This window comes from Shewanella sp. FDAARGOS_354, from assembly GCF_002209245.2.
GTDB classification, from domain to species: domain Bacteria; phylum Pseudomonadota; class Gammaproteobacteria; order Enterobacterales; family Shewanellaceae; genus Shewanella; species Shewanella xiamenensis.
The window spans coordinates 1,914,082-1,934,623 of the sequence record NZ_CP022089.2 but is presented as its reverse complement, the minus strand read 5'-3'; the positions used below and the strand labels follow the sequence as shown (position 1 = coordinate 1,934,623).

The window sequence follows — 20,542 nt, the reverse complement described above, 5'->3', positions numbered from 1 at the left end:
TGCCTGCTTGGATAATGTAAGCGGGCATGGGTAAATGTTGCGATTAAGTGTTGTTTTTGTTTTGTGCGCGCATAGTGACAGAGCGATGAAGGGGATTTCAAGATGAAAAATGTAATTGATACAAAGTGTTGCAGCTAGTTGCCACTCTAATCTCCCCTGTGCCAGAGAGGCATTCAACCTAAGAGATAAATCTCACTAATGTACTCAAAGATAAGATGTTGTTTTGCTTGCGCCATTTAAGCGCGTTGCACCTTTTTTAATCACTCCCTGCTTCAAACTAGTGCGTTTGCGAGATGGCTCGGTGGGCAAAGGCTTGGGTGATAAAGGCACGTATTTTATTCAAGATGCTGATTTATAAGTTTTCTTTGTTGTCACTTGGCTGACACAAATCTGTCTTCATGCTGTTATTTTGCGCTGGCATGGTTACTGCCTATCTAAGACTATGGATGAGCAGTCGCGGGGGCGACAAATATGGGGCTGGAGAAGTTGCTGTATTTGCGGGGCGTGGGGGCAGACTTTACCGACTGCTTTGGCCAGTACATCCGCATTCCCGAGGCTGACAGGCAAGGGATTTTGACCTGTATGTTGCAGGAAAAAAATACTCAGTCCTGCGAGGCAAAGGATGAACCGTTAACGAGTTTACCCAGTGGCGACGAGCTTGACGCTCAGGTGTATCAACTCGATGCACACCATTGGACACAAGTGTTGCCAGCGTTTCATTGGTGTTATGTCGATGAACCTTGGGTCTGCCTGTATTTACCTCAATCTTACCGTGGCGATCTGCTACTCACCTTTACCTGTGAGCAAGGGGAGAGGGTTATTCTTGAGGTGCCATTTTTGGCGCTAAAACCGATTGGGGATTATCGTATTCAGGCGCAGGAGTTGGCGCAGTTTGGCACCAGCTCCTTTGCCAATGAGTGTCAGTTCCTGCAATACCGCCTCGACCTCTTAGGTCATGAGTTTCATTGCCGTGATGCGGGCGATGCCGCTGAGCAAGATAGCAGCGCTGAGCCGCGCCGTTCATGGGAAAATGTCAGCGCCGCGCCAAACGCATCTAGCAATAAAGACAACTTAAGTGATTTATCTTGCCTCGGGCTGGGCTACCACACTCTGAGCGTCAGTTTGCTTGGGCTGGCAGATGTTCAGCACGGCCTAGCATCGGCAAGCACCTCATCAGCAAGCATTTCTGTAGCATGCAAGGCGACTGAGTTCCATGGCACTTTTATGGTGGCACCGAGAACCGCCTATCAAGGGGTGATGAGCGCTGTGGCGCAAGGAAAGCGCCATAAACCCTGGGGAGTGAGTCTTCAGCTTTATAGTCTGCGCAGCGAAAGCCAATGGGGTATCGGCGACTTTGGCGATTTAGAGCAACTGATTGGTTTAGTGGCCGAATATGGCGCCGATTTTATTCAACTTAATCCATTGCATGCCTTAGATATTGCCGCGCCGGAACATCCGAGTCCCTATAGTCCCTGCGATCGTCGAAGGCTGAATCCGCTGTATATTCATTTACCTAGTGTGCCTGAATTTGAGCCATTAAAGACGGAGTTTGCGGCGAAGGAATGGCAAGAAGCCATTGCCCTACTCAATGCGGAGAACTGGCTCGATTATCCCAAGGTGAGTGAGCTTAAGTACCGCGCCTTTGCACGTTTATACACTGTCTTTTGCGAACACCATTTACAGCCAAACACACCAAGGGCGCAGCGATTTGAGGATTTTGTAGCACAGCAAGGCGCGCCGCTCAGGGAATTTGCCCAAGCCGAATCGCTACGCAGCCCAAGGGCCATAGCGCAGGATGAAGGCTTTTATTTATACCTGCAGTTTGTGGCCGAAGATCAACTGCAACTATGCCAACTCAAAGCCAAAGAAGCGGGAATGGGCATAGGGCTTATCCGCGATTTGGCCGTAGGCGCCGCGTTGCAAGGCGTTGAGGTTCAAGCCAATTCGCAGCAGTTCTGCTTAAACTCCAGCATAGGTGCACCGCCAGATCCCTTCGCGCCGCAGGGACAAAACTGGGGCCTTACGCCCCTCGACCCCGTCAAGCTAAAACAGCATCAATATCGTCATTTTATTGAGCTTATCCGCGCCAACATGACCCACTGCGGTGCGCTGCGAATCGACCATGTGATGGGGCTGCTGCGGCTCTGGTGGTGGCCACTAGATAAGCGCCTCGGCCATGGCGCCTATGTGTATTACCCGGTCGAAACTCTGTTGGCGATTCTCTGCCTTGAGAGTCAACGTGCCCGCTGTGTGGTGATTGGGGAGGATTTGGGCCTAGTGCCGCCCGATATTATTCATCGCCTGTATCAGGCGGGGGTTTACTCCAACGAGTTGTTCTACTTCTGCAAAGACCATCAAGGCTTTAAGCCGCCGAGCCAGTATAAGTTCCAGAGTTTGATGATGCTGGCAAACCACGATGTGCCGACGTTAGTCGCTTGGTGGACGGGCAGCGATTTGCACCTGAGGCGACAACTCGAACTACTCAAGACTGATGATGAACTGTGGGAAGCGCTCGCCGGACGTGAGCAGGAAAAACACCAGCTCGCGCAGTGCTTAATCTCCCAGGGCTTATTAGCCGAGACAGATATTCAACAGATTGATATTGAAGATTTATTAACGGCGTGGATGCCATTTTGCGCCTCGGGCAATAGCGCACTTTACAGCGTGCAGTGGTGCGATCTGCTAGGGGACCGCCATGCGGTGAATATTCCCGGCACTTGGCTCGAGTACCCGAATTGGCAGCGGCGATTGCCCATCAGCCTAAGTGAGGCAGCGGTTAAACCTACGCTGGATGAACGTTTGCAACGCATTGCTGCGGCAAGACATTTGCCAGAAACGGCTGCGCATACAGATACCCTTTGACTAAAAATGGAAGCCAAATGATGACTCAAGCCCAGACTTACTTCTATGACGGTAGCGATGTCGCGCTGTTAAACGGTCAATATACGGATGTGTTTTCCCTGCTCGGTATGCACAGCATCAACGAGGGCAAGGCCCTAGTCGTGCGCTGTTTTTTACGCAACGCCCAAAAGGTTGATGTGATAAGTCTTAAGGATGGCCGTAAGGTGGCGAGCCTTGAGCGCGTCAATGAGGCGGGACTATTTGCGGGCACGCTTGGCAGACGGGTTAAGCCCTTTTTGTATGCGCTACGGGTGACTTATCCCCTCTGTGAGTTGGATATTATCGATCCTTATCAGTTTGGTTCACTCCTCGATAGTCAGGACTTATACCTCTTCGGCGAGGGAAGTTCTGAGCAGGCCTATCGCTTTTTAGGTGCGAACTGGCACCAAGTCGATAGCGTAGAAGGAGTCCATTTTTGCGTATGGGCACCCAATGCTAAACGAGTCTCTGTGGTGGGGGATTTTAACCACTGGGACGATACTCGCCATGTGATGCGCCAGCATCTGGCCAACGGCTTGTGGGAGATTTTCCTGCCTGATGTTGCCGAAGGCGCGCACTATAAGTTTGATCTGATTTATCAAAATGGCGAGCGTCACGCTAAATCTGACCCTATGGCGACCCAAATGGAATGTGCGCCGCACAATGCCTCCATAGTGCCGAAAAAACATCAACACCCTTGGGCAGATACACAATGGATGGACAAACGGGCGAGCACGGCTTGGCATCGCGCCGCTATGTCTATCTACGAAGTGCAGTTAGGCTCTTGGCGCCGAAAAGGCGAGTTTGGTGAGCAATATTTTGATTATCAAGACTTAATCGAGCAGTTGATCCCCTATGTGAAAGAGCAAGGCTTTACCCATATCGAGTTGATGCCGATCAGTGAATATCCCTTCGATGGCTCTTGGGGGTATCAACCCGTTGGCCTGTATGCGCCGACCCATCGTTTTGGTGATGCTAATGGCTTAAAGGCCTTTATCGATGCTTGCCATCAGGCCGACATTGGCGTGTTACTCGATTGGGTCGCGGCGCATTTCCCTAAGGATCCCCACGGCCTTGTGCGTTTCGATGGCACTTGCCTCTATGAACATGAAGATCCGCGCAAAGGCACGCACCCCGATTGGGATACGCTGATCTATAACTACGACCGCGGAGAGGTGCGTAGTTTTCTGCTCAGCAATGCCTGCTATTGGCTGCGGGAGTTTCACCTTGATGGGTTAAGGCTCGATGCGGTGTCATCCATGTTGTACCTCGACTACAGCCGCGAACCCGGACAATGGCTGCCCAATGCCTATGGCGGACGGGAGAATTTAGAGGCGATTCATTTTCTGCAAATGTTGAATCAACGTTTGTATCAAGCCTTCCCCGGCATTTGCATGATAGCCGAAGAGTCAACTGCCTTTGCAGGCGTGACTAAGCCGACGGATAGCGGCGGGTTGGGGTTTGGTTTTAAATGGAATATGGGTTGGATGAACGACAGCTTAAGCTACTTAGGCCGCGATCCTATTTATCGCCAGTATCACCACAACCAGCTGACCTTTAGCCTGATGTATGCCTATTCGGAGCAATTTATGCTGTCGATAAGCCACGATGAAGTAGTGCACGGCAAGGGCTCTTTGCTGCATAAAATCCCCGGCGATGATTGGCAAAAATTCGCTACCCTCAGGGCCTATTACGGCTTTATGTGGGGGCATCCAGGCAAAAAATTACTGTTTATGGGCAGCGAGTTTGCCCAGCGTGACGAATGGAACCATAACCATAGCCTCGATTGGCATTTGCTTGCTTTTGAGCCCCACCAAGGCGTGCAGCGCTGGCTTCGGGATCTGAATCAGCTTTATCGCCAATTCCCCGCCTTATCCGTGCTCGACTATGACTCGCAGGGTTTTCGCTGGCTCGATTGTGACAATGGCCGCGACAGTATTTTTAGCTTTGTTCGCTATGGCGAGGGCAGTGATGTGCCCTTAGTGTTTGTGGTGAATATGACACCAACCCTGCACCAAGGATTTCGTATTGGCTTGCCCCAAGGCGGGGATTTCTGTGAGTACCTCAATAGCGACAGCCATCTCTATGGCGGCAGTAATCAGGGTAATGCGGGCAAGGTGATTGCCGAAGATTTACCTTGGCAGGGTATGGCGTCGAGCGCGTTGATCACTGTGCCGCCCCTGGGTTGCTTAATCCTCGGGCCAGCGATGGATGCGCCCGATAGAGATGTTAGCCTATGACGAATCCTGTGCCTGTAAATGCTGATGGCTCAACCGCCTTTAACCTAAGTGCGGGGCAGCCTTTTCCCTTAGGGGCGACGGTCGATGATGGCGGGGTGAATTTCGCCCTGTTTTCGGCCCATGCCACAGGGGTGGAGTTATGTCTGTTTGATGCCCAAGGCGAGGTGGAAATTCAGCGCATCCCCTTGACGGAGCAGACCCAGCAGATCTGGCATTTGTATGTGCATGGGCTCAGTGCCGGCCAGCTTTATGGTTACCGTGTTTATGGTCCCTACGAGCCGCAATTAGGCCACAGATTTAATCCGCATAAGTTGCTGTTAGACCCTTACGCGCGCCAGCTCGTGGGACGCTATCACCACCATATCGCCAACTTTGGTTATGAGATTGATAACCCTAATGAAGACTTATCTTTCAGCACCTTAGATAACGCGGATTTTGTACCTAAGTGCAAAGTGGTCGATACTCGGCCTCTTTTTAATGCCGCTAAGGCGCATACTATTCGGCCTCTTACAAGTAAGCGTGAGCCACTACCGCTTGAGCAGTGCATTATCTATGAGATGCACTTAAAGGGATTTACCGCGCTGCACCCTGAGATAGATGCGCCGCTGCGTGGTACCTTTGCCGGGCTGGCATCGAATGCTGCGATAGATTACTTAGTTAATCTCGGCGTGAATTGTGTCGAGTTACTGCCGGTACAGGCATTCTTCTCCGAGCCCTTTCTGCTTGAAAAACAGCTATCTAACTATTGGGGTTATAACAGTATAGGCTTTTTTGCGCCTGAGCCGAGTTATCTCTCGAGTGAGGATATTGGCGAGTTTCGCACTATGGTGGATGCGCTACACAGCGCGGGTATCGAAGTCATTCTCGATGTGGTCTATAACCACAGCGCCGAGGGTAGTCGCCTCGGGCCGACCTTTAGCTTTCGCGGTATCGACAATCTGAGTTATTACCGCCTGCATCCAAATGATAAACGCTTTTATATCAATGATACTGGCTGCGGTAATACCTTAAACCTCAATCACACGCGCATGTTGCAGTTGGTGTTAGATTCGCTGCGTTACTGGGTCGAAGTGATGGGCGTCGATGGTTTTCGTTTCGATTTAGCCGCCTGCCTTGGCCGTGAAGCCTATGGATTTGACCCCGGAAGTGGTTTTTTCGATGCGCTGCTGCAAGACCCTGTGTTGTGCCGGGTGAAGCTGATTGCCGAGCCTTGGGATATTGGCCCTGGTGGGTATCAGCTGGGTAATTTCCCTGTGGCTTTTAGCGAGTGGAATGACAGATACCGCGACACCATGCGGCGTTTTTGGCGCGGCGATCACGGCATGTTGCCCGAGTTTGCGCGGCGGTTTCATGGCTCGGGGGATTTCTTTGAGCATAGCGGCCGGCCTCCTGCCGCCAGTATCAACTTTTTAACCAGTCACGATGGTTTTACCCTCAAAGATTTAGTGAGTTATTGCGAGCGGCACAATTGGGCCAACGGTGAAGAAAACCGCGACGGCCACCATGAGAACTTCAGCTATCACTATGGGGTAGAAGGCGAAACTGACGACGCCACCATTCTTGCGCTGCGCGCCCGCCAGCAACGCAATCTATTGACCACATTATTCTTATCCCAAGGGGTGCCTATGTTACTCAGTGGTGATGAGGCGGGCCGCACCCAAGGCGGGAATAATAACGCCTATTGCCAAGATAACCCCTTGAATTGGTTCGATTGGTCAGCGGATGGCATGGATAGCTCATTGCTGAGTTTCACCTCACAGCTGATTGCCTTGCGTAAACGCTTCCCGCTGCTGTGCGCCAAACGTTTTATCCATGAGCAGCTAGTGGCCAATGCCTTCAATTGGTCACCTGAGGCATCTGCAATCCAAGCTGCAAGCCCTGTCTCAACCCGTGCGGGGGTGAGGCTGGATTGGTTTAGCCGTCAAGGTGAACCTATGAGCAAAAGCCTGTGGAGCGAGTCCATTGGGCGCAGTCTTAGTGTGGTGTTATCAGGCAATTTAACTGCCACTCAGCCGCAGACTCAGGGTGACAACCTTCAAGCACTGCTGTTGATGGTTAATGCTGATGAGCACCCTTTGGCCTTTACCCTGCCGGTTTTTGACGGTTTAGGACCGTGGCAATGCCTGCTGCATACCCAAACGGACCCACAATTTTTAACTCCCACTGAGCCGCTGGATGCTCAGTCCTCACCGACGCGGTACTTGCTACAGGATCGCAGTCTTATGCTGTTTCATGCTGATTTTATAAGGAATTAACTATGAGTCATAACAGTGAGCTGAGCCCAAATACCAGCGGCGTTACTCCCAAAAAACGTTCAACAAAGACGGTTGAAAGTAAGAGCAAAACAGCACCCGAACCCTGCGAGCCCTGTGATGCCTTACCCGCTTCTTTTACTCGCCATGTTCGCTATGGATTAAGCCGCGGCGAAGGGGCGCGTGGTGAATTATTTCAAGCGCTGGCTCTCAGCGTAAAAGAGCAAATGCTGGATGATTGGCGTGAGACGCGCATCAAAGATAGCTGTTACGACAACAAACAAGTGGCCTATTTGTCACTCGAGTTTTTAATGGGCAGGACACTGGGTAATGCCTTGTTAAACTTAGAGTTAGAGCAAGATAGCCGCGAGGCGTTAAGCCATTACTCTGTTTCACTCGAGGAGATAGAAGAGGCCGAACATGACGCGGGCTTAGGCAATGGTGGCCTTGGGCGGCTTGCAGCTTGTTTTCTCGATAGTTGCGCCAGCATGGACTTATCCGTGACTGGGTATGGCATTCGTTACGAATACGGCATGTTCGCCCAAAAGATAGTTGATGGTTATCAGGTTGAGCGCCCTGATCGCTGGTTACGTGAGGGCAACCCTTGGGAGGTGCGTGTTCCGCACCATAATGTGACGGTAAAGTTCTTTGGTCACACCGAATCCTATGTCGATAAACAAGGGCGCAGGCACATGATTTGGGTCGATACCCAAGATGTGCTCGCTGTTGCCTACGATATGCCTGTTCCTGGCTATCGCAATGGTCGCGTGAATAGCTTAAGACTTTGGAAGGCTGAAGCCACCGATGATTTTGACTTAGCAGAATTTAACCAAGGCGATTACACAGAGGCCGTGGCGCGTAAAAACCTCGCCGAGCAGATCACTATGGTGCTTTACCCCAACGATGCCAGCGAAAACGGTAAGGAGCTGCGGCTGCGTCAGCAATATTTTTTGTCTTCCGCTAGCTTACAGGCAATTTTAAAACGTTGGGTACATCACCATGGCAATGATTTCACTCATTTTGCTGAAAAAAATGTGATGCAATTGAATGACACTCATCCCAGTATTGCGGTCCCCGAGTTAATGCGGCTGCTGGTGGATGAATATGGTCTCGAATGGGATGCCGCTTGGTCGATCACCAGTCAAACCATTGCTTATACCAATCATACGCTGCTACCCGAGGCATTAGAGCGCTGGCCTGTGCGTATGATGGCATTGATGCTGCCGCGTATTTTAGAAATCATCTATGAAATCAACGCCAGATACCTCGATTTAGTTGCCCACCACTGGCCGGGGGATGGTGCCAAACTGGCCAGCATGTCGATCATTCAAGATGGCCCCGATCCACACGTCCGCATGGCCTATTTAGCCATAGTGGCCAGTTTTTCGGTGAACGGTGTCGCTGGATTACATACCCAATTGTTAAAGTCGGGCCTGTTTAAGGATTTTTATAGCCTGTGGCCGCAGAAGTTTAACAATCGCACTAACGGGGTGACGCCAAGGCGTTGGTTAGCCCACTGCAATCCTTCACTCGCCAAACTGTTAACCAACCATTTAGGCAAAGGTTGGGTGACGGACTTAAGCCAACTGACGGCACTCAATGCCTTAACCCAGGACGCCAGCTTTATTCAAAAGTGGCGTGAAGTGAAACAAGCCAACAAGGCGGTGCTGGCCAAGATGATTGCTAAGGAATGTGGCGTCGAGTTTGACCCTTCAATGCTGTTTGATGTGCAGGTCAAGCGGATCCACGAGTACAAGCGTCAGCTACTCAATATTCTGCATGTTATTCATCTTTACCATCAAATCCAGCAGGGGCATACAGAGCATCTGGTACCACGCTGTGTGCTGATCGGCGGTAAAGCGGCGCCCGGTTACTTTATGGCGAAGCTCATCATCAAACTCGCCAGCAATGTTGCCCATATGGTCAACTGCGATCCTGTGGTGGCGCCTTATCTGCGCTTTGCGTTTCTGCCCAATTACAACGTCAGTGCGATGGAAAAAATCTGCCCCGGCACCGATGTCTCCGAACAAATCTCCACCGCGGGTAAGGAGGCCTCTGGCACGGGCAATATGAAGTTTATGATGAACGGGGCACTCACCATAGGCACCTTAGATGGCGCCAATATCGAGATGCTCGAAGAGGTAGGCGAGGATAACTTCTTCCTCTTTGGCCTCAACGCCGATCAAGTGGCCCAAATGCGCTGTGATTACCAACCTCAGCGCATTATCGCCGAGTCCCACGCCTTATCCGAAGTCATGGCCTTACTGAAGAGCGGCCATTTTAACCTACTGGAACCGGGAATTTTCGACCCGATTATCGCCTCGATTGAAAGCGCGGACGACCAGTGGATGACGGCGGCGGATTTCGATAGTTATCGCCTCGCCCAAGAGGCTGTGGCTAAGGCTTATAAAGATCCGAAAAAGTGGACGCAAATGAGCATTCGCAACACGGCGGCCAGTGGTCGCTTCTCCAGTGATGTGACGATTGCAGGCTATCGGGATGAAATTTGGAAACTGTAAGGGAGTCGTTAATGAGCGAAGGAATACGCAGTTGTATGCAATGCTGCGGCCTTAGGGCGGCAGGGAAGAGTGGTTGTGAAGCAATCGGCACTGATGTGCTATTTGGGGAGTAGAGCCTATGTCTAATGTACGTTATATCAGTAATTTAACTCGTGAAACCTATGCATTGATTCTGGCTGGTGGCCGAGGCTCGCGTTTACATGAACTCACCGACTGGCGCGCTAAACCCGCGCTGTATTTCGGTGGCAAGTTTAGGATCATCGATTTTCCGCTGTCGAATTGCATTAACTCGGGGATCCGCCGCGTTGGGGTGGTGACCCAATATAAGTCGCACTCGTTAATTCGCCACGTGATGCGCGGTTGGGGCCACTTTAAAAAGGAATTAGGTGAGTCGGTGGAAATTCTGCCCGCCTCACAACGTTACTCTGAGAATTGGTATCAAGGCACGGCTGATGCGGTATTCCAAAATATCGACATCATCCGCCATGAGCTGCCCAAGTACGTGATGGTGCTCTCGGGTGACCATGTGTATCGCATGGATTATGCTGGCTTACTGGCCGCCCATGCCGAATCTGGCGCCGATATGACAGTCTCCTGCCTTGAGGTGCCCGTGGCCGAAGCGGCGGGCGCATTTGGGGTGATGGAAGTCGATGACGAGATGCGCATCCTAGGATTTGAAGAAAAACCTAAATACCCTAAACATTCCCCAGGCAATCCAGAGAAGTGCCTCGCCTCGATGGGCAACTATGTGTTTAACACTGAGTTTTTGTTCGAACAGTTGAAGAAAGACGCGCAAAACGCCAATTCCGATAGGGATTTTGGCAAAGATATTATTCCCTCGATCATCGAAAAACATAAAGTGTTTGCCTATCCCTTTAAGAGTGCTTTCCCCAACGAGCAAGCCTACTGGCGCGATGTGGGCACCTTGGATTCCTTCTGGCAGGCCAATATGGAATTGCTATCGCCCACGCCGGCCTTAAACCTCTACGATGCCAAATGGCCGATTTGGACTTATCAGGAGCAATTACCTCCCGCTAAATTTGTGTTTGACGATGACGATAGACGCGGCATGGCGGTGGATTCGATTATTTCTGGCGGCTGTATTATCTCGGGCGCGACCGTGCGCCGCAGCGTGCTGTTTAACGAGGTGCGGGTTTGTTCTTACTCCGTGGTTGAGGATTCAGTCGTGCTGCCCGATGTGGTGGTGCTGCGCCACTGCAAGATTAAAAACGCCATCATCGATAGAGGTTGTATTATCCCCGAAGGCACAGTGATCGGTTATAACCACGACCATGATAGGGCAAAAGGCTTTAGGGTGTCCGAGAAAGGCATTACCTTAGTCACCCGCGATATGTTAGGACTGCCGGTGGGCTACGAGTAAGGCCAACCCATTAATTAGCTTGAAAATTAACCCTGTTGGAGTATGAAGTTAGGTGAAACGCATATTAATGGTCGCGGCCGAAAATGGAGCGCTGAAAGGGGCGAAAGTGGGCGGTATGGCGGATGTGATCCGTGACTTGCCCCAAGCGCTGGCGGGTGTTGAGATCCAAGCTGATGTCATTATGCCCAGCTACGGATTTTTAACAGGCTTTGACGCCAAACTTATCCATGAGTTTGAGGTGAGTTTTGCCGGGCGACAGGAGCCGATTAAGTTGTATTGGCTGGCGCACCCCAAGGTGCAGGGCGCCAATATTTACTTGCTCGAGCATGGGCTGTGGCAATCGAGCCCCGGGCAGATTTATAGCCAAGGCACAAGTGATCGCCCCTTTGCCGATGATGCGACTAAGTTTGCGCTGTTGTGTGCAAGCGTAGCCAAGGCCTTAGTGGCAGGGCTTGTGCCTATGCCTGAGCTTTTACATCTGCATGACTGGCACACGGGATGTTTAGCCATGCTGCGAGCGCTGGCGCCTGAGTATCAAGCGTTAAAAAGCATAGCATGTGTGTTTTCGATTCATAACCTTGCGCTGCAGGGCATTAGGCCGCTGAGCCATGATTCGTCAAGCTTTGCGGCTTGGTTTTCTCACTTATTTGCCCAGTTGGATGAGGGCCAACGCGCCCAGATTATCGACCCCCGTTATCCCCATTGCATTAATCCGATGCGGATGGGGATTACGCTGGCGGATAAGGTGCATCTCGTCTCACCCACCTACGCCAAGGAGGTGTTGCTTCCCTCTCGCCCAGAGTTGGGCTTTTTCGGTGGCGAAGGGCTTGAGGCCGATTTGCAACATAAAGCTGATCAAGGTCGAGTACTGGGGATTTTAAACGGTTGCGAATACCCAGAGGCTTTAGCTCAAACCTCCCTCGAACGTATGGAATTAACGGATTTTACGAAGCTACTGAGTTGCATCGAGTCAGCTTTAGCCCAGTGGCAGGGTGGGCGAACTCAGGTGAGTGGCGTCGATATGATTGCTTTTACGCGGCTGCAAGCCCTGTGGCGCCAAGCCTCTGCGGGAGAGTTCCCGAACTTTCTGTTGACGTCTGTTGGTCGGCTTACCGATCAAAAAGTACTGATCCTTCGCCATATTTTACCTTCTGGCTTATCGGTATTAGAGACGTTACTGCAACAGTTACAGCAGACGCAGCCCAAGGCGCTATTTGTGCTGCTTGGCAGCGGCGACCCAGAGATAGGGCTGTTTTTTCAAACCCTTGCGGCTAAGTATGCCCATTTTGTATTTCTGCAAGGATACCATGAGGAACTCTCCCAGTGTCTTTATCAAGTGGGTGATTTGTTCCTGATGCCGAGTTCTTTTGAGCCCTGTGGTATTAGCCAAATGCTCGCCATGCGTAGCGGTCAGCCTTGTTTAGTGCATGGTGTGGGCGGATTACAAGATACGGTCGAGGACAATGTCGATGGTTTTGTGTTTTATGGCGAAGATATCAAAAGCCAGGGCGAGGCTATGCTGGCAAAGCTGGCTGAAGCACTCGATAAATTTAATACGCGTGATTGGACGCAATTAAAACGCAAGGCGAAAGCGCGGCGCTTTGATTGGCATAGCATCGCCCTTGATTACAAGAAACAACTTTACAACATTTTGTGAATTACCCCATGTAATTAGATCATGATTTGTAAGCAATTCTGCTACACTTTTGGGGGAGAGTTTTCGTAAGATAGACCATTTCCTCATTTTTGGAGTTGCTTCCACATCCATGGATAAAAGCATTTTCTTACCCTTAGTACAAAATGCAGCGTTACTGCTCGCCTTAGTGTTTTTGTACGATGCGATTCCTAAAAAGCATCAGCGGCAGTATTTTTTACTATGGCGGCTGGGGATTGGCTTATTTATCGGTGGCATTGGTGTCGCGATTATGAGCACCCCATGGATGTACGAACCCGGTATTATCTTCGATACCCGCTCTGTACTCTTGTGTGTTTCGGGCCTGTTTTTTGGTGGCTTACCGACGGTGATTGCCGTTGTTATCACTTCGCTGTACCGACTCAGTATTGGCGGTGTCGCCATGTGGGTTGGCGTTGGCGTAATTATCAGTTCCGGTCTTATCGGTGTGATATGGCGGCATTATCGTAAGTCCTATCTTGCCAATATTTCGGGTAAAGAAGTCTTTGGTTTTGCTTTTTTAGTGCATTTAGTGATGTTGTCATGGTTTTTTCTGCTGCCTAACCAGCTTGCATTGCCCGTATTGTCGAAAATCGCCTTACCAATATTATTGATTTATCCCCTTGCTACCTGGCTGCTAAGTCGTTTGCTATCTCGCCGTTTTGAGCTAGAGCGGGACGAGCAAATTCGCCTGCAAGATGATTTTTTATTCCGCAGCCAATTTAACGTCGGCAATATTGGGATTGCCATTACTGGCGTCGATCAAAAGTGGATCAAGGTGAATCCAAGGTTATGCCAGATGCTTAAATACTCAGAGGATGAGTTGCTGCATATGACTTGGAAGCAGCTCACTCACCCCGATGATGTTGAAGCTGATCTATTAAAGTTTGAGCTAATGCTTGAAGGCAAAATCGATAATTACGAATTAGATAAACGCTTTATTGCCAAGGATAACTCGATTGTTTACACCCATATGACAGTGGCCTGTAAGCGCGCAAATCATCAGGTATTATTAGTGATTGCAGGCTTTTTGGATGTCACGGCGCAAACATTAGCTGACATGGAGGTGCTCGCCAGTCGTGAACAACTTGAGTTGGTACTGAGCAGTAGCGATCTTGGGGTATGGGACTGGGATATTCGTAATGACCATATCGAGCGAAACGCCCGCAGTGCCGATATTTTAGGCTGCGATATCGATATGCTCAATGCCAATAGTCGCCAATGGATGGACTCGATAGTGGCTGAGGATAGGCCCAAAGTATTGCATTCTATCGAGGCCCATATTCGTGGCGAAACGCCGCAACATAAGATGGAATATCGCTTAAAAACCCTTAACCGCGACATCCGCTGGATTTTAGATACCGGTAAAGTGGTGAGCCGTGATGCCAATAACAATGCGCTCAGAATGTGCGGTACTTATACCGATATCACCGATGCAAAGTTGATTGAAGAGTCTTTAAAACTCTCTGCGTTAGTTTATAACAATAGCTCCGAAGCCATGAGTGTACTCGATGAAAACGGAGTGATTATTACCGTAAACGCCGCATTTACCGATATCACTGGCTATAGCGAGTCTGAAATTCGTGGACAGCATATTCGTATGATGTATTGCGACCTTAATGGTCACGATTTTTATCAGCGCATGAATAATGACATTCGCGAAAAAGGCGAGTGGCAGGGTGAAATGCGCCAACGGCGTAAGAATAATGAAGAGTATGTCATTTGGCTAACCATTAATACGATTAATAATGCCGAGGGTTTGCCTTATCGTCGTGTTGCGCTTTTTTCTGATATTACCGATAAAAAACAAAGTGAACATTTAATCTGGAAACAAGCCAACTACGATACCTTGACTGGCCTGCCTAATCGACGCATGTTGCTCGAATATTTAAGTGCCGAAATCAAGAATGCTGACCGTAATCGCAATCACTTTGCGCTGATGTTCCTCGATCTCGATTACTTTAAAGAGGTTAACGATACCTTAGGTCACGCCATGGGGGATCAATTACTGATCGAAACCGCCAGTCGCTTAAAATCCTGTGTGCGGGATGCCGATGTGGTGGCGCGACTTGGCGGTGATGAGTTTACCGTAGTATTAAGTGCTATGGCTGATCATAAGGGGATTGAGCGAGTTGCCGAACATATTTTAAGGCGTATTGCCGAGCCCTATCTGCTCGGTGAAGAAACTGCTTATATTAGCGCCAGTATTGGTATCACGCTTTACCCCGATGATTCGACTAGTATTGAAGGTTTACTTAAACATGCGGATCAGGCTATGTATGCGGCAAAAGATCAAGGCCGCAATCGGTTTAACTATTTCACCCCTTCGATGCAGGAATACGCTAAATACCGCATGCGATTAATTCACGATCTCCGTCAAGCCGTGCTGAATAAAGAATTTGAACTGCATTATCAACCGATAGTAGCGATGGAGACAGGGGAAGTGGCTAAGGCAGAAGCCTTATTGCGCTGGTTCCATCCTGAGCGGGGCTCTGTATCGCCAGCAGAATTTATTCCTGTTGCTGAAGATACAGGGCTGATTGTTGAAATCGGTAACTGGGTATTTGAACAAGCAGCACGCCAAAGCGCCCAGTGGCGCAAGACGTTGGGCGTGGAAATTCAGATCAGTGTTAACAAATCGCCTATACAGTTCCGTGATGAGGGCACACTGTTACACAATTGGCTTGAATTACTGCAGCAGTTAGATGTCACTGGTTCTGGCGTTTGTGTGGAAATTACCGAGGGGCTATTGCTTGATGCTAGCATGGGCGTGACTGAAAAATTGTTAGCCTATCGGGATGCGGGCGTGCAAGTTTCCTTAGACGACTTTGGTACTGGTTATTCGTCCTTAGCGTATTTGAAGAAGTTTGATATCGATTACTTAAAAATCGACCAATCCTTTACCCGCAATATCGATACGGATGAAAATGACCACACCTTGTGTGAAGCCATCATTGTGATGGCCCATAAATTGGGCATGAAAGTCATCGCCGAAGGGGTTGAAACCGAGGCGCAGCGGCAGGTGTTGCTCAATGCAGGCTGCGACTATGGCCAAGGTTATTTATTCTCTAAACCCGTCAGTGCCAGTGAGTTTGCCAGCAAGTATTTGCTGACATAAACACCTAGGCGAGAAAGGTTTATCAGGCGTGCGACGTTTTGCCTATAAATCAGCCGCGAATTTTGCTAGACTCCGCGGCCCCATTTAAGGGCATGATGCAGAAAATTAATAATGTTGAAGAGTACAATAAGTCATCTCTTCGATTCGTCTCTTTTTTGCTGCGCATTGAGCAATTCCACCGACTAACACCTAAGAGTTCCTATGAAATTTGACACACTCGGCTTATCTTCACCTATTTTGAATGCGATAACTGAGTGTGGCTATCAGCAACTCACTCAAGTGCAACAACAGGTTATTCCTCTCGCCTTAACGGGGAAGGATATTATGGCCTGTGCTCAGACTGGAACAGGTAAAACCGCTTCCTTCGCCTTGCCCGTGCTTGAGCAACTTGCTGCCCAGCCTGCCGATAAACCCTTGCTGCGCGCCTTAGTGATGACGCCAACCCGTGAGTTGGCAATTCAAGTTTGTGCGAATATTCAAAAATATAGCCAGTTTTTGCCCCTTAAAACCTTAGCGGTTTATGGCGGTGCGAATATGAATCCGCAGCGTAAAGGAGTCGAGCAGGGCGTCGATATCCTCGTCGCAACGCCAGGGCGACTATTCGATATTATTGGCCAGTTCAATTTAGACCTGTCCAGTGTAACGACCTTAGTGATCGACGAAGCGGATCGTATGCTCGATTTAGGCTTTGTACGCGACATTGAAAAGGTGAAGCGCCTTATTGCCCCTGTACATCAAACGATGTTGTTTTCAGCCACCTATAGCGATGCGGTGAAGCAACTCTCCCATAAGATGCTCAATCAACCTGAATGGGTTAATGTTGCCGAAAATACCACGGCATCGACCGTAGAACAGCTAGTGTATCGGGTCGATAAACGTCGCAAAGCAGAGTTATTATCTGAGCTGGTGGGGCGCAATAATTGGCGCCAAGTGCTGGTGTTCGCCAGTACTAAGGAATGCGCTGAGCATTTATTGCAGGAGTTAACACTCGATGGGATCAGCGCGGGCGTTTTTCATGGGGATAAAACCCAAGGGGCGCGTAATCGTGTGCTCGATGATTTTAAAGCCGGAAAACTGCGCGTGTTGGTGGCAACCGATGTGGCGGCCCGCGGGCTTGATATTCAGGCGCTTCCCTTAGTGATAAACCTAGAGTTGCCTTTCCTCGCGGAAGATTATGTCCATCGTATTGGCCGCACTGGCCGTGCGGGCCTGTCAGGTCGAGCTATTTCATTTGTCAGCCCAGCAGATGATGAAATGCTCGCAGAAATAGAAGCTTTAATTGGCCAGCAACTCCCTGTCACTGTGCAGCCTGGTTACGAGGAGGGCACGCCACTGCCTGCACGTTACCGCGATGCTCCCGCGGCAACCACTAAAACTAAATGGAGTTATAAAGCACCAAAAGATCGCACTATTGGCAAAGTCAGTGCTGCCGGGAAGTCGAGTGAGAGCCAAGCTAGATCAAGAAAATCTCCTACCCGCGAGGGTAAGTATTCAAAAGATAAGGCGAAATTTAGCCCATTTCAAACTCAGCGTTCTGGTGGTAAGCCGCAGGGCGGCAATAAAGTAAAATAGTGCAGTACGCAGCGCGCCCAAGGCGCGCTTTTTGTTGAGCTTTAACTAGAATATCCCTACACTCGAATGCCCCTAAACGTTGCCCGTTACCCTGCGAGTGTTGTCCATGATCGTCAAAGCCATTCCCACCAATATCATCACAGGTTTTTTAGGTGTCGGTAAAACAACGCTTATAAAACAACTTTTGAAGACTAAACCTGAGGGCGAAACTTGGGCGATATTAGTCAATGAATTTGGTGAAGTCGGTATCGATGCGGGCCTCTTAGAGGCAAACAACAGTGGGGTGCAGATTCGTGAAGTTGCCGGGGGCTGCATGTGCTGCGCGGCGGGCGTACCCACGCAAGTGGCAATCAATCAACTGATCGCCCGTGCTAAGCCTGATCGCTTGCTGATTGAACCTACGGGACTTGGGCATCCTAATGAAATTATTAAAGTCCTCAGTGCGCCCCATTATCAACATGTTATCCGCCTTCAAAGCACTTTATGCCTAATTGATGCCCGTAAATTAATGGATGAACGCTACCGCGGACATGATAATTTTGTGCAGCAGTTGCAAGTAGCCGATGTGATCGTTGCGACCAAAACCGATTTATATCCTGAGTTTGAGGCATTGCAGGGCAGGCAATTAGCTAAGGAATTAACTCATTATCTCAATGCTTTACAACTTGATGATACGCCAGTGGTGGAGCATAGTTCGCCTCAAGGCTTATCGGCTCAATTACTTGAGCTCCTTAAGCAACCACGCCGTGATTTACCTAAACCGGCCATTAACCTAGCCGCTAGCATTAACGCATTGAGCCAATCTCGCAGTGTGTTGCGTAACACTGCCGACACTTTGGGTTTGCAGGGGCTGTTTACCGAGGAGGCAAGCGAGCAGGTCTACCAGTTTGATGCGCGTGGCATAGTACGTAAGCAAAATCAGGGGGAGGGCTGTTTTAGCTGCGGCTGGGTATTTGAACCTATGCAAGAGTTTGATTTTGATAGATTAATGCAATTTATTACCCTCCAGACCCAAACAAATCCTACTTTACTGCGGTTAAAGGCTGTAATGATTACCAGCGATGGTATTGCGGGGATCAATTGGAGCAGTGGGGATATGACTGTCACTGAACTTGATGATTGTGTTGATTCTCGGCTCGAAATGATTGCAACCCAAGAGCTGGATTGGGACCACATTGAACTGGCCTTAATGGAATGTTTAGCTGGTTAATTGAAGGGGATTAATCGGTGAGCATTGAGGTGGGAATGGTAACGCCACGTTTTTTTGCCAGTGTAGCCAATTCGCCTGTCTCAACCATATGTTGCATAAATAGATCGAAACGTTGTTGAAGTGGTTGAAATTTTACGTCTTTTGGAAAGGCCATAAAGCCATCTTGGATATCAATTCTTGGCATTATAGGGGTGATTGCCTGTGGAATTTTGATTTGCGCGAGCATTGCTTGAGTATTGCGTATGTTGGTGGCAAGCAAATCGAGATCGCCACGGGATAAGCGTTCAATACCACTTTTGAGATCTGCAAATTCATTAATTGTGAGCGTTTTGGTGCGTTCGTTAAACAAATAGCCGTAACTCCAGCCTTGCATTTTGCCAATTCTTAATCCATGGATACTGGCATAACTACCATCCCAAGGCGTGGGGTGATTGACTCTGGCGTAAAAAACGATTTCATCGCGATAAAAGGGTTGGGCCGAGAAGGCTAAGTGCTTTTGCCGTTCTTCCGAAAAATAGGGACCAATTAAAATATCTGCTTGGCCGCGCTCGACCATAGATTGCGCTCGGCGCCAAGGCGCTATTTGATAATGAATGGTCACTTTTTGTTGCTGGGCAAAACGATTGAGTATATCTACCCCTAAACCGATGTATTCGCCGTTCGGTTTTTGTTCAAAAATTTGGCTAAAACGAGTCCCCACCGCAAAGAGCTCCTCTGCTTTTATAGGGGCGACTAAGCAAATGAGGGTGAGCAAAACTAACCTTCGCAAGGTGTTCTTTAATGCCATTTCATTCCTGTGATGGTTGCTTCATTCCAAGTGGAATGTGGTGCAAGTAAGGGGAGTTTGTTAAATAAATCGTTACGTACTTTGAATATCAGCAAATTGTACACTGATTTAGATCCCTATCTGCACGTACCTGTCATCAATGCGGATAACCGTGCCTCAATAACCGGAAGATAACTAAATAAAAAGATTGGTAATTTTATAATATAAATCCTTAATCATATTTGTTTCAAATTGTATCCTTTGTGGTTGGTTTGATGGCGGAAGACTTATATTATTCAGGCAAGCTCAAGCAAACTGGGTTATGCTGCGCCGCCAATGCGTATTTTGATTAAAAGAGAACCCATGAAGTTACAGCAAATTGATAAATCCCTTTATCGTAGCAATATGAACCTGTTTATGGTGGCCTTAGTGTTGGCCTTGATCGTTTGCTCCCTTGGCTTTGGGGCTGGATTAATTGCGCTCTTTGGCGTTGAGGCTTTACCCGGTGAGCCTACAGGAAATTTCCACTGGAATTTACTCGGGGTGATTTTGGCGGTATTACTTTGTAGTGCCATTGTCTATCAGCTAAAAACTCAGCCCTTTTTTAAAGAGATTTATTATGTGTGGCAGTTAAAGCAACTGCAAAATCGCATTTATCGCAAGCTGGCTAAAGTCCAAGCAGCTGCGGCGGACAATGATGTAAATGCGTTGATTACATTGCTATTTTACTTCACCAGTTTACGCCAGGTGTATTTGCTGGATGATAATACCTTGACCTTATCAGCGGTTGATAAGGAGCTTGCACAGTTACAGGCACAATGCGACGTTTTAGGATTAGCGCTATCGGCTGAACAATTTGAGGTCGAACTGTTAGCGGGTTTTTAATTCTAGATTTAATGATTTAGTCGCGTATCAAGACCGTTAAATAAAAA

11 protein-coding genes are annotated in these 20,542 nt (G+C 49.1%); 10 read left to right on the top strand and 1 reads right to left on the bottom strand.

Annotated elements, in window-relative coordinates; translation table 11 throughout:
• The first annotated feature begins 471 nt into the window (after nt 1–471).
• From malQ to CEQ32_RS08645, 9 genes are all read left to right on the top strand, one after another.
• Nucleotides 472–2,862, top strand: a complete 2,391-nt coding sequence (gene malQ / locus CEQ32_RS08685; protein WP_088585861.1) for a 4-alpha-glucanotransferase — start codon at nt 472–474, stop codon at nt 2,860–2,862.
• A 17-nt stretch (nt 2,863–2,879) separates the two neighbouring features.
• Nucleotides 2,880–5,120, top strand: a complete 2,241-nt coding sequence (gene glgB, locus CEQ32_RS08680; RefSeq protein ID WP_181159875.1) for a 1,4-alpha-glucan branching protein GlgB — start codon at nt 2,880–2,882, stop codon at nt 5,118–5,120.
• The gene (gene glgX / locus CEQ32_RS08675) at nt 5,117–7,375 is read left to right on the top strand and encodes a glycogen debranching protein GlgX (RefSeq protein WP_088585860.1); all 2,259 of its coding nucleotides are present in this window, start codon (nt 5,117–5,119) and stop codon (nt 7,373–7,375) included. Before glgB ends, glgX begins: the two co-directional genes overlap by 4 nt.
• 2 nt (nt 7,376–7,377) lie before the next feature.
• A complete protein-coding gene (locus CEQ32_RS08670; RefSeq protein WP_088585859.1) occupies nt 7,378–9,891 on the top strand; it encodes a glycogen/starch/alpha-glucan phosphorylase in 2,514 nt (837 codons plus the stop codon).
• 118 nt (nt 9,892–10,009) lie between these two features.
• The gene (gene glgC / locus CEQ32_RS08665) at nt 10,010–11,272 is read left to right on the top strand and encodes a glucose-1-phosphate adenylyltransferase (RefSeq protein WP_047535906.1); all 1,263 of its coding nucleotides are present in this window, start codon (nt 10,010–10,012) and stop codon (nt 11,270–11,272) included.
• A 67-nt stretch (nt 11,273–11,339) separates the two neighbouring features.
• Nucleotides 11,340–12,929 carry a glycogen/starch synthase gene (locus tag CEQ32_RS08660; protein ID WP_181159876.1) on the top strand — a complete coding sequence of 530 codons (1,590 nt, stop codon included), beginning with the start codon at nt 11,340–11,342 and terminating at the stop codon, nt 12,927–12,929.
• A gap of 109 nt (nt 12,930–13,038) precedes the next feature.
• Entirely contained in the window at nt 13,039–16,062 is a 3,024-nt protein-coding gene (locus tag CEQ32_RS08655) for an EAL domain-containing protein (protein ID WP_088585857.1), read from the top strand.
• A gap of 201 nt (nt 16,063–16,263) precedes the next feature.
• Nucleotides 16,264–17,634, top strand: coding sequence for a DEAD/DEAH box helicase (locus CEQ32_RS08650; protein WP_088585856.1), 1,371 nt, complete (start codon nt 16,264–16,266; stop codon nt 17,632–17,634).
• Nucleotides 17,635–17,740: 106 nt separating this feature from the next.
• Nucleotides 17,741–18,844: a CobW family GTP-binding protein gene (locus tag CEQ32_RS08645; protein WP_088585855.1), complete on the top strand. Its 1,104-nt coding sequence runs from the start codon at nt 17,741–17,743 to the stop codon at nt 18,842–18,844.
• A gap of 10 nt (nt 18,845–18,854) precedes the next feature.
• Here CEQ32_RS08645 and CEQ32_RS08640 read toward each other — a convergent pair whose 3' ends face one another.
• Entirely contained in the window at nt 18,855–19,631 is a 777-nt protein-coding gene (locus tag CEQ32_RS08640; RefSeq protein WP_037425870.1) for a substrate-binding periplasmic protein, read from the bottom strand.
• Between the two features lie 342 nt (nt 19,632–19,973).
• Between CEQ32_RS08640 and CEQ32_RS08635 the strand changes: the two genes are divergently transcribed.
• Nucleotides 19,974–20,495: a DUF3087 domain-containing protein gene (locus CEQ32_RS08635; RefSeq protein ID WP_069454559.1), complete on the top strand. Its 522-nt coding sequence runs from the start codon at nt 19,974–19,976 to the stop codon at nt 20,493–20,495.
• The last annotated feature ends 47 nt before the right edge of the window (nt 20,496–20,542 follow it).

What these genes read in the sequence shown, in the direction of transcription:
- CEQ32_RS08655 (WP_088585857.1), top strand. Translation starts at nt 13,039, where the DNA reads ATGGATAAAAGCATTTTCTTACCCTTAGTACAAAATGCAGCGTTACTG.
- CEQ32_RS08645 (WP_088585855.1), top strand. Translation starts at nt 17,741, where the DNA reads ATGATCGTCAAAGCCATTCCCACCAATATCATCACAGGTTTTTTAGGT.
- malQ (WP_088585861.1), top strand. Translation starts at nt 472, where the DNA reads ATGGGGCTGGAGAAGTTGCTGTATTTGCGGGGCGTGGGGGCAGACTTT.
- CEQ32_RS08670 (WP_088585859.1), top strand. Translation starts at nt 7,378, where the DNA reads ATGAGTCATAACAGTGAGCTGAGCCCAAATACCAGCGGCGTTACTCCC.
- glgB (WP_181159875.1), top strand. Translation starts at nt 2,880, where the DNA reads ATGATGACTCAAGCCCAGACTTACTTCTATGACGGTAGCGATGTCGCG.
- CEQ32_RS08640 (WP_037425870.1), bottom strand. Translation starts at nt 19,631, where the DNA reads ATGGCATTAAAGAACACCTTGCGAAGGTTAGTTTTGCTCACCCTCATT.
- CEQ32_RS08635 (WP_069454559.1), top strand. Translation starts at nt 19,974, where the DNA reads ATGAAGTTACAGCAAATTGATAAATCCCTTTATCGTAGCAATATGAAC.
- CEQ32_RS08650 (WP_088585856.1), top strand. Translation starts at nt 16,264, where the DNA reads ATGAAATTTGACACACTCGGCTTATCTTCACCTATTTTGAATGCGATA.
- glgX (WP_088585860.1), top strand. Translation starts at nt 5,117, where the DNA reads ATGACGAATCCTGTGCCTGTAAATGCTGATGGCTCAACCGCCTTTAAC.
- CEQ32_RS08660 (WP_181159876.1), top strand. Translation starts at nt 11,340, where the DNA reads ATGGTCGCGGCCGAAAATGGAGCGCTGAAAGGGGCGAAAGTGGGCGGT.
- glgC (WP_047535906.1), top strand. Translation starts at nt 10,010, where the DNA reads ATGTCTAATGTACGTTATATCAGTAATTTAACTCGTGAAACCTATGCA.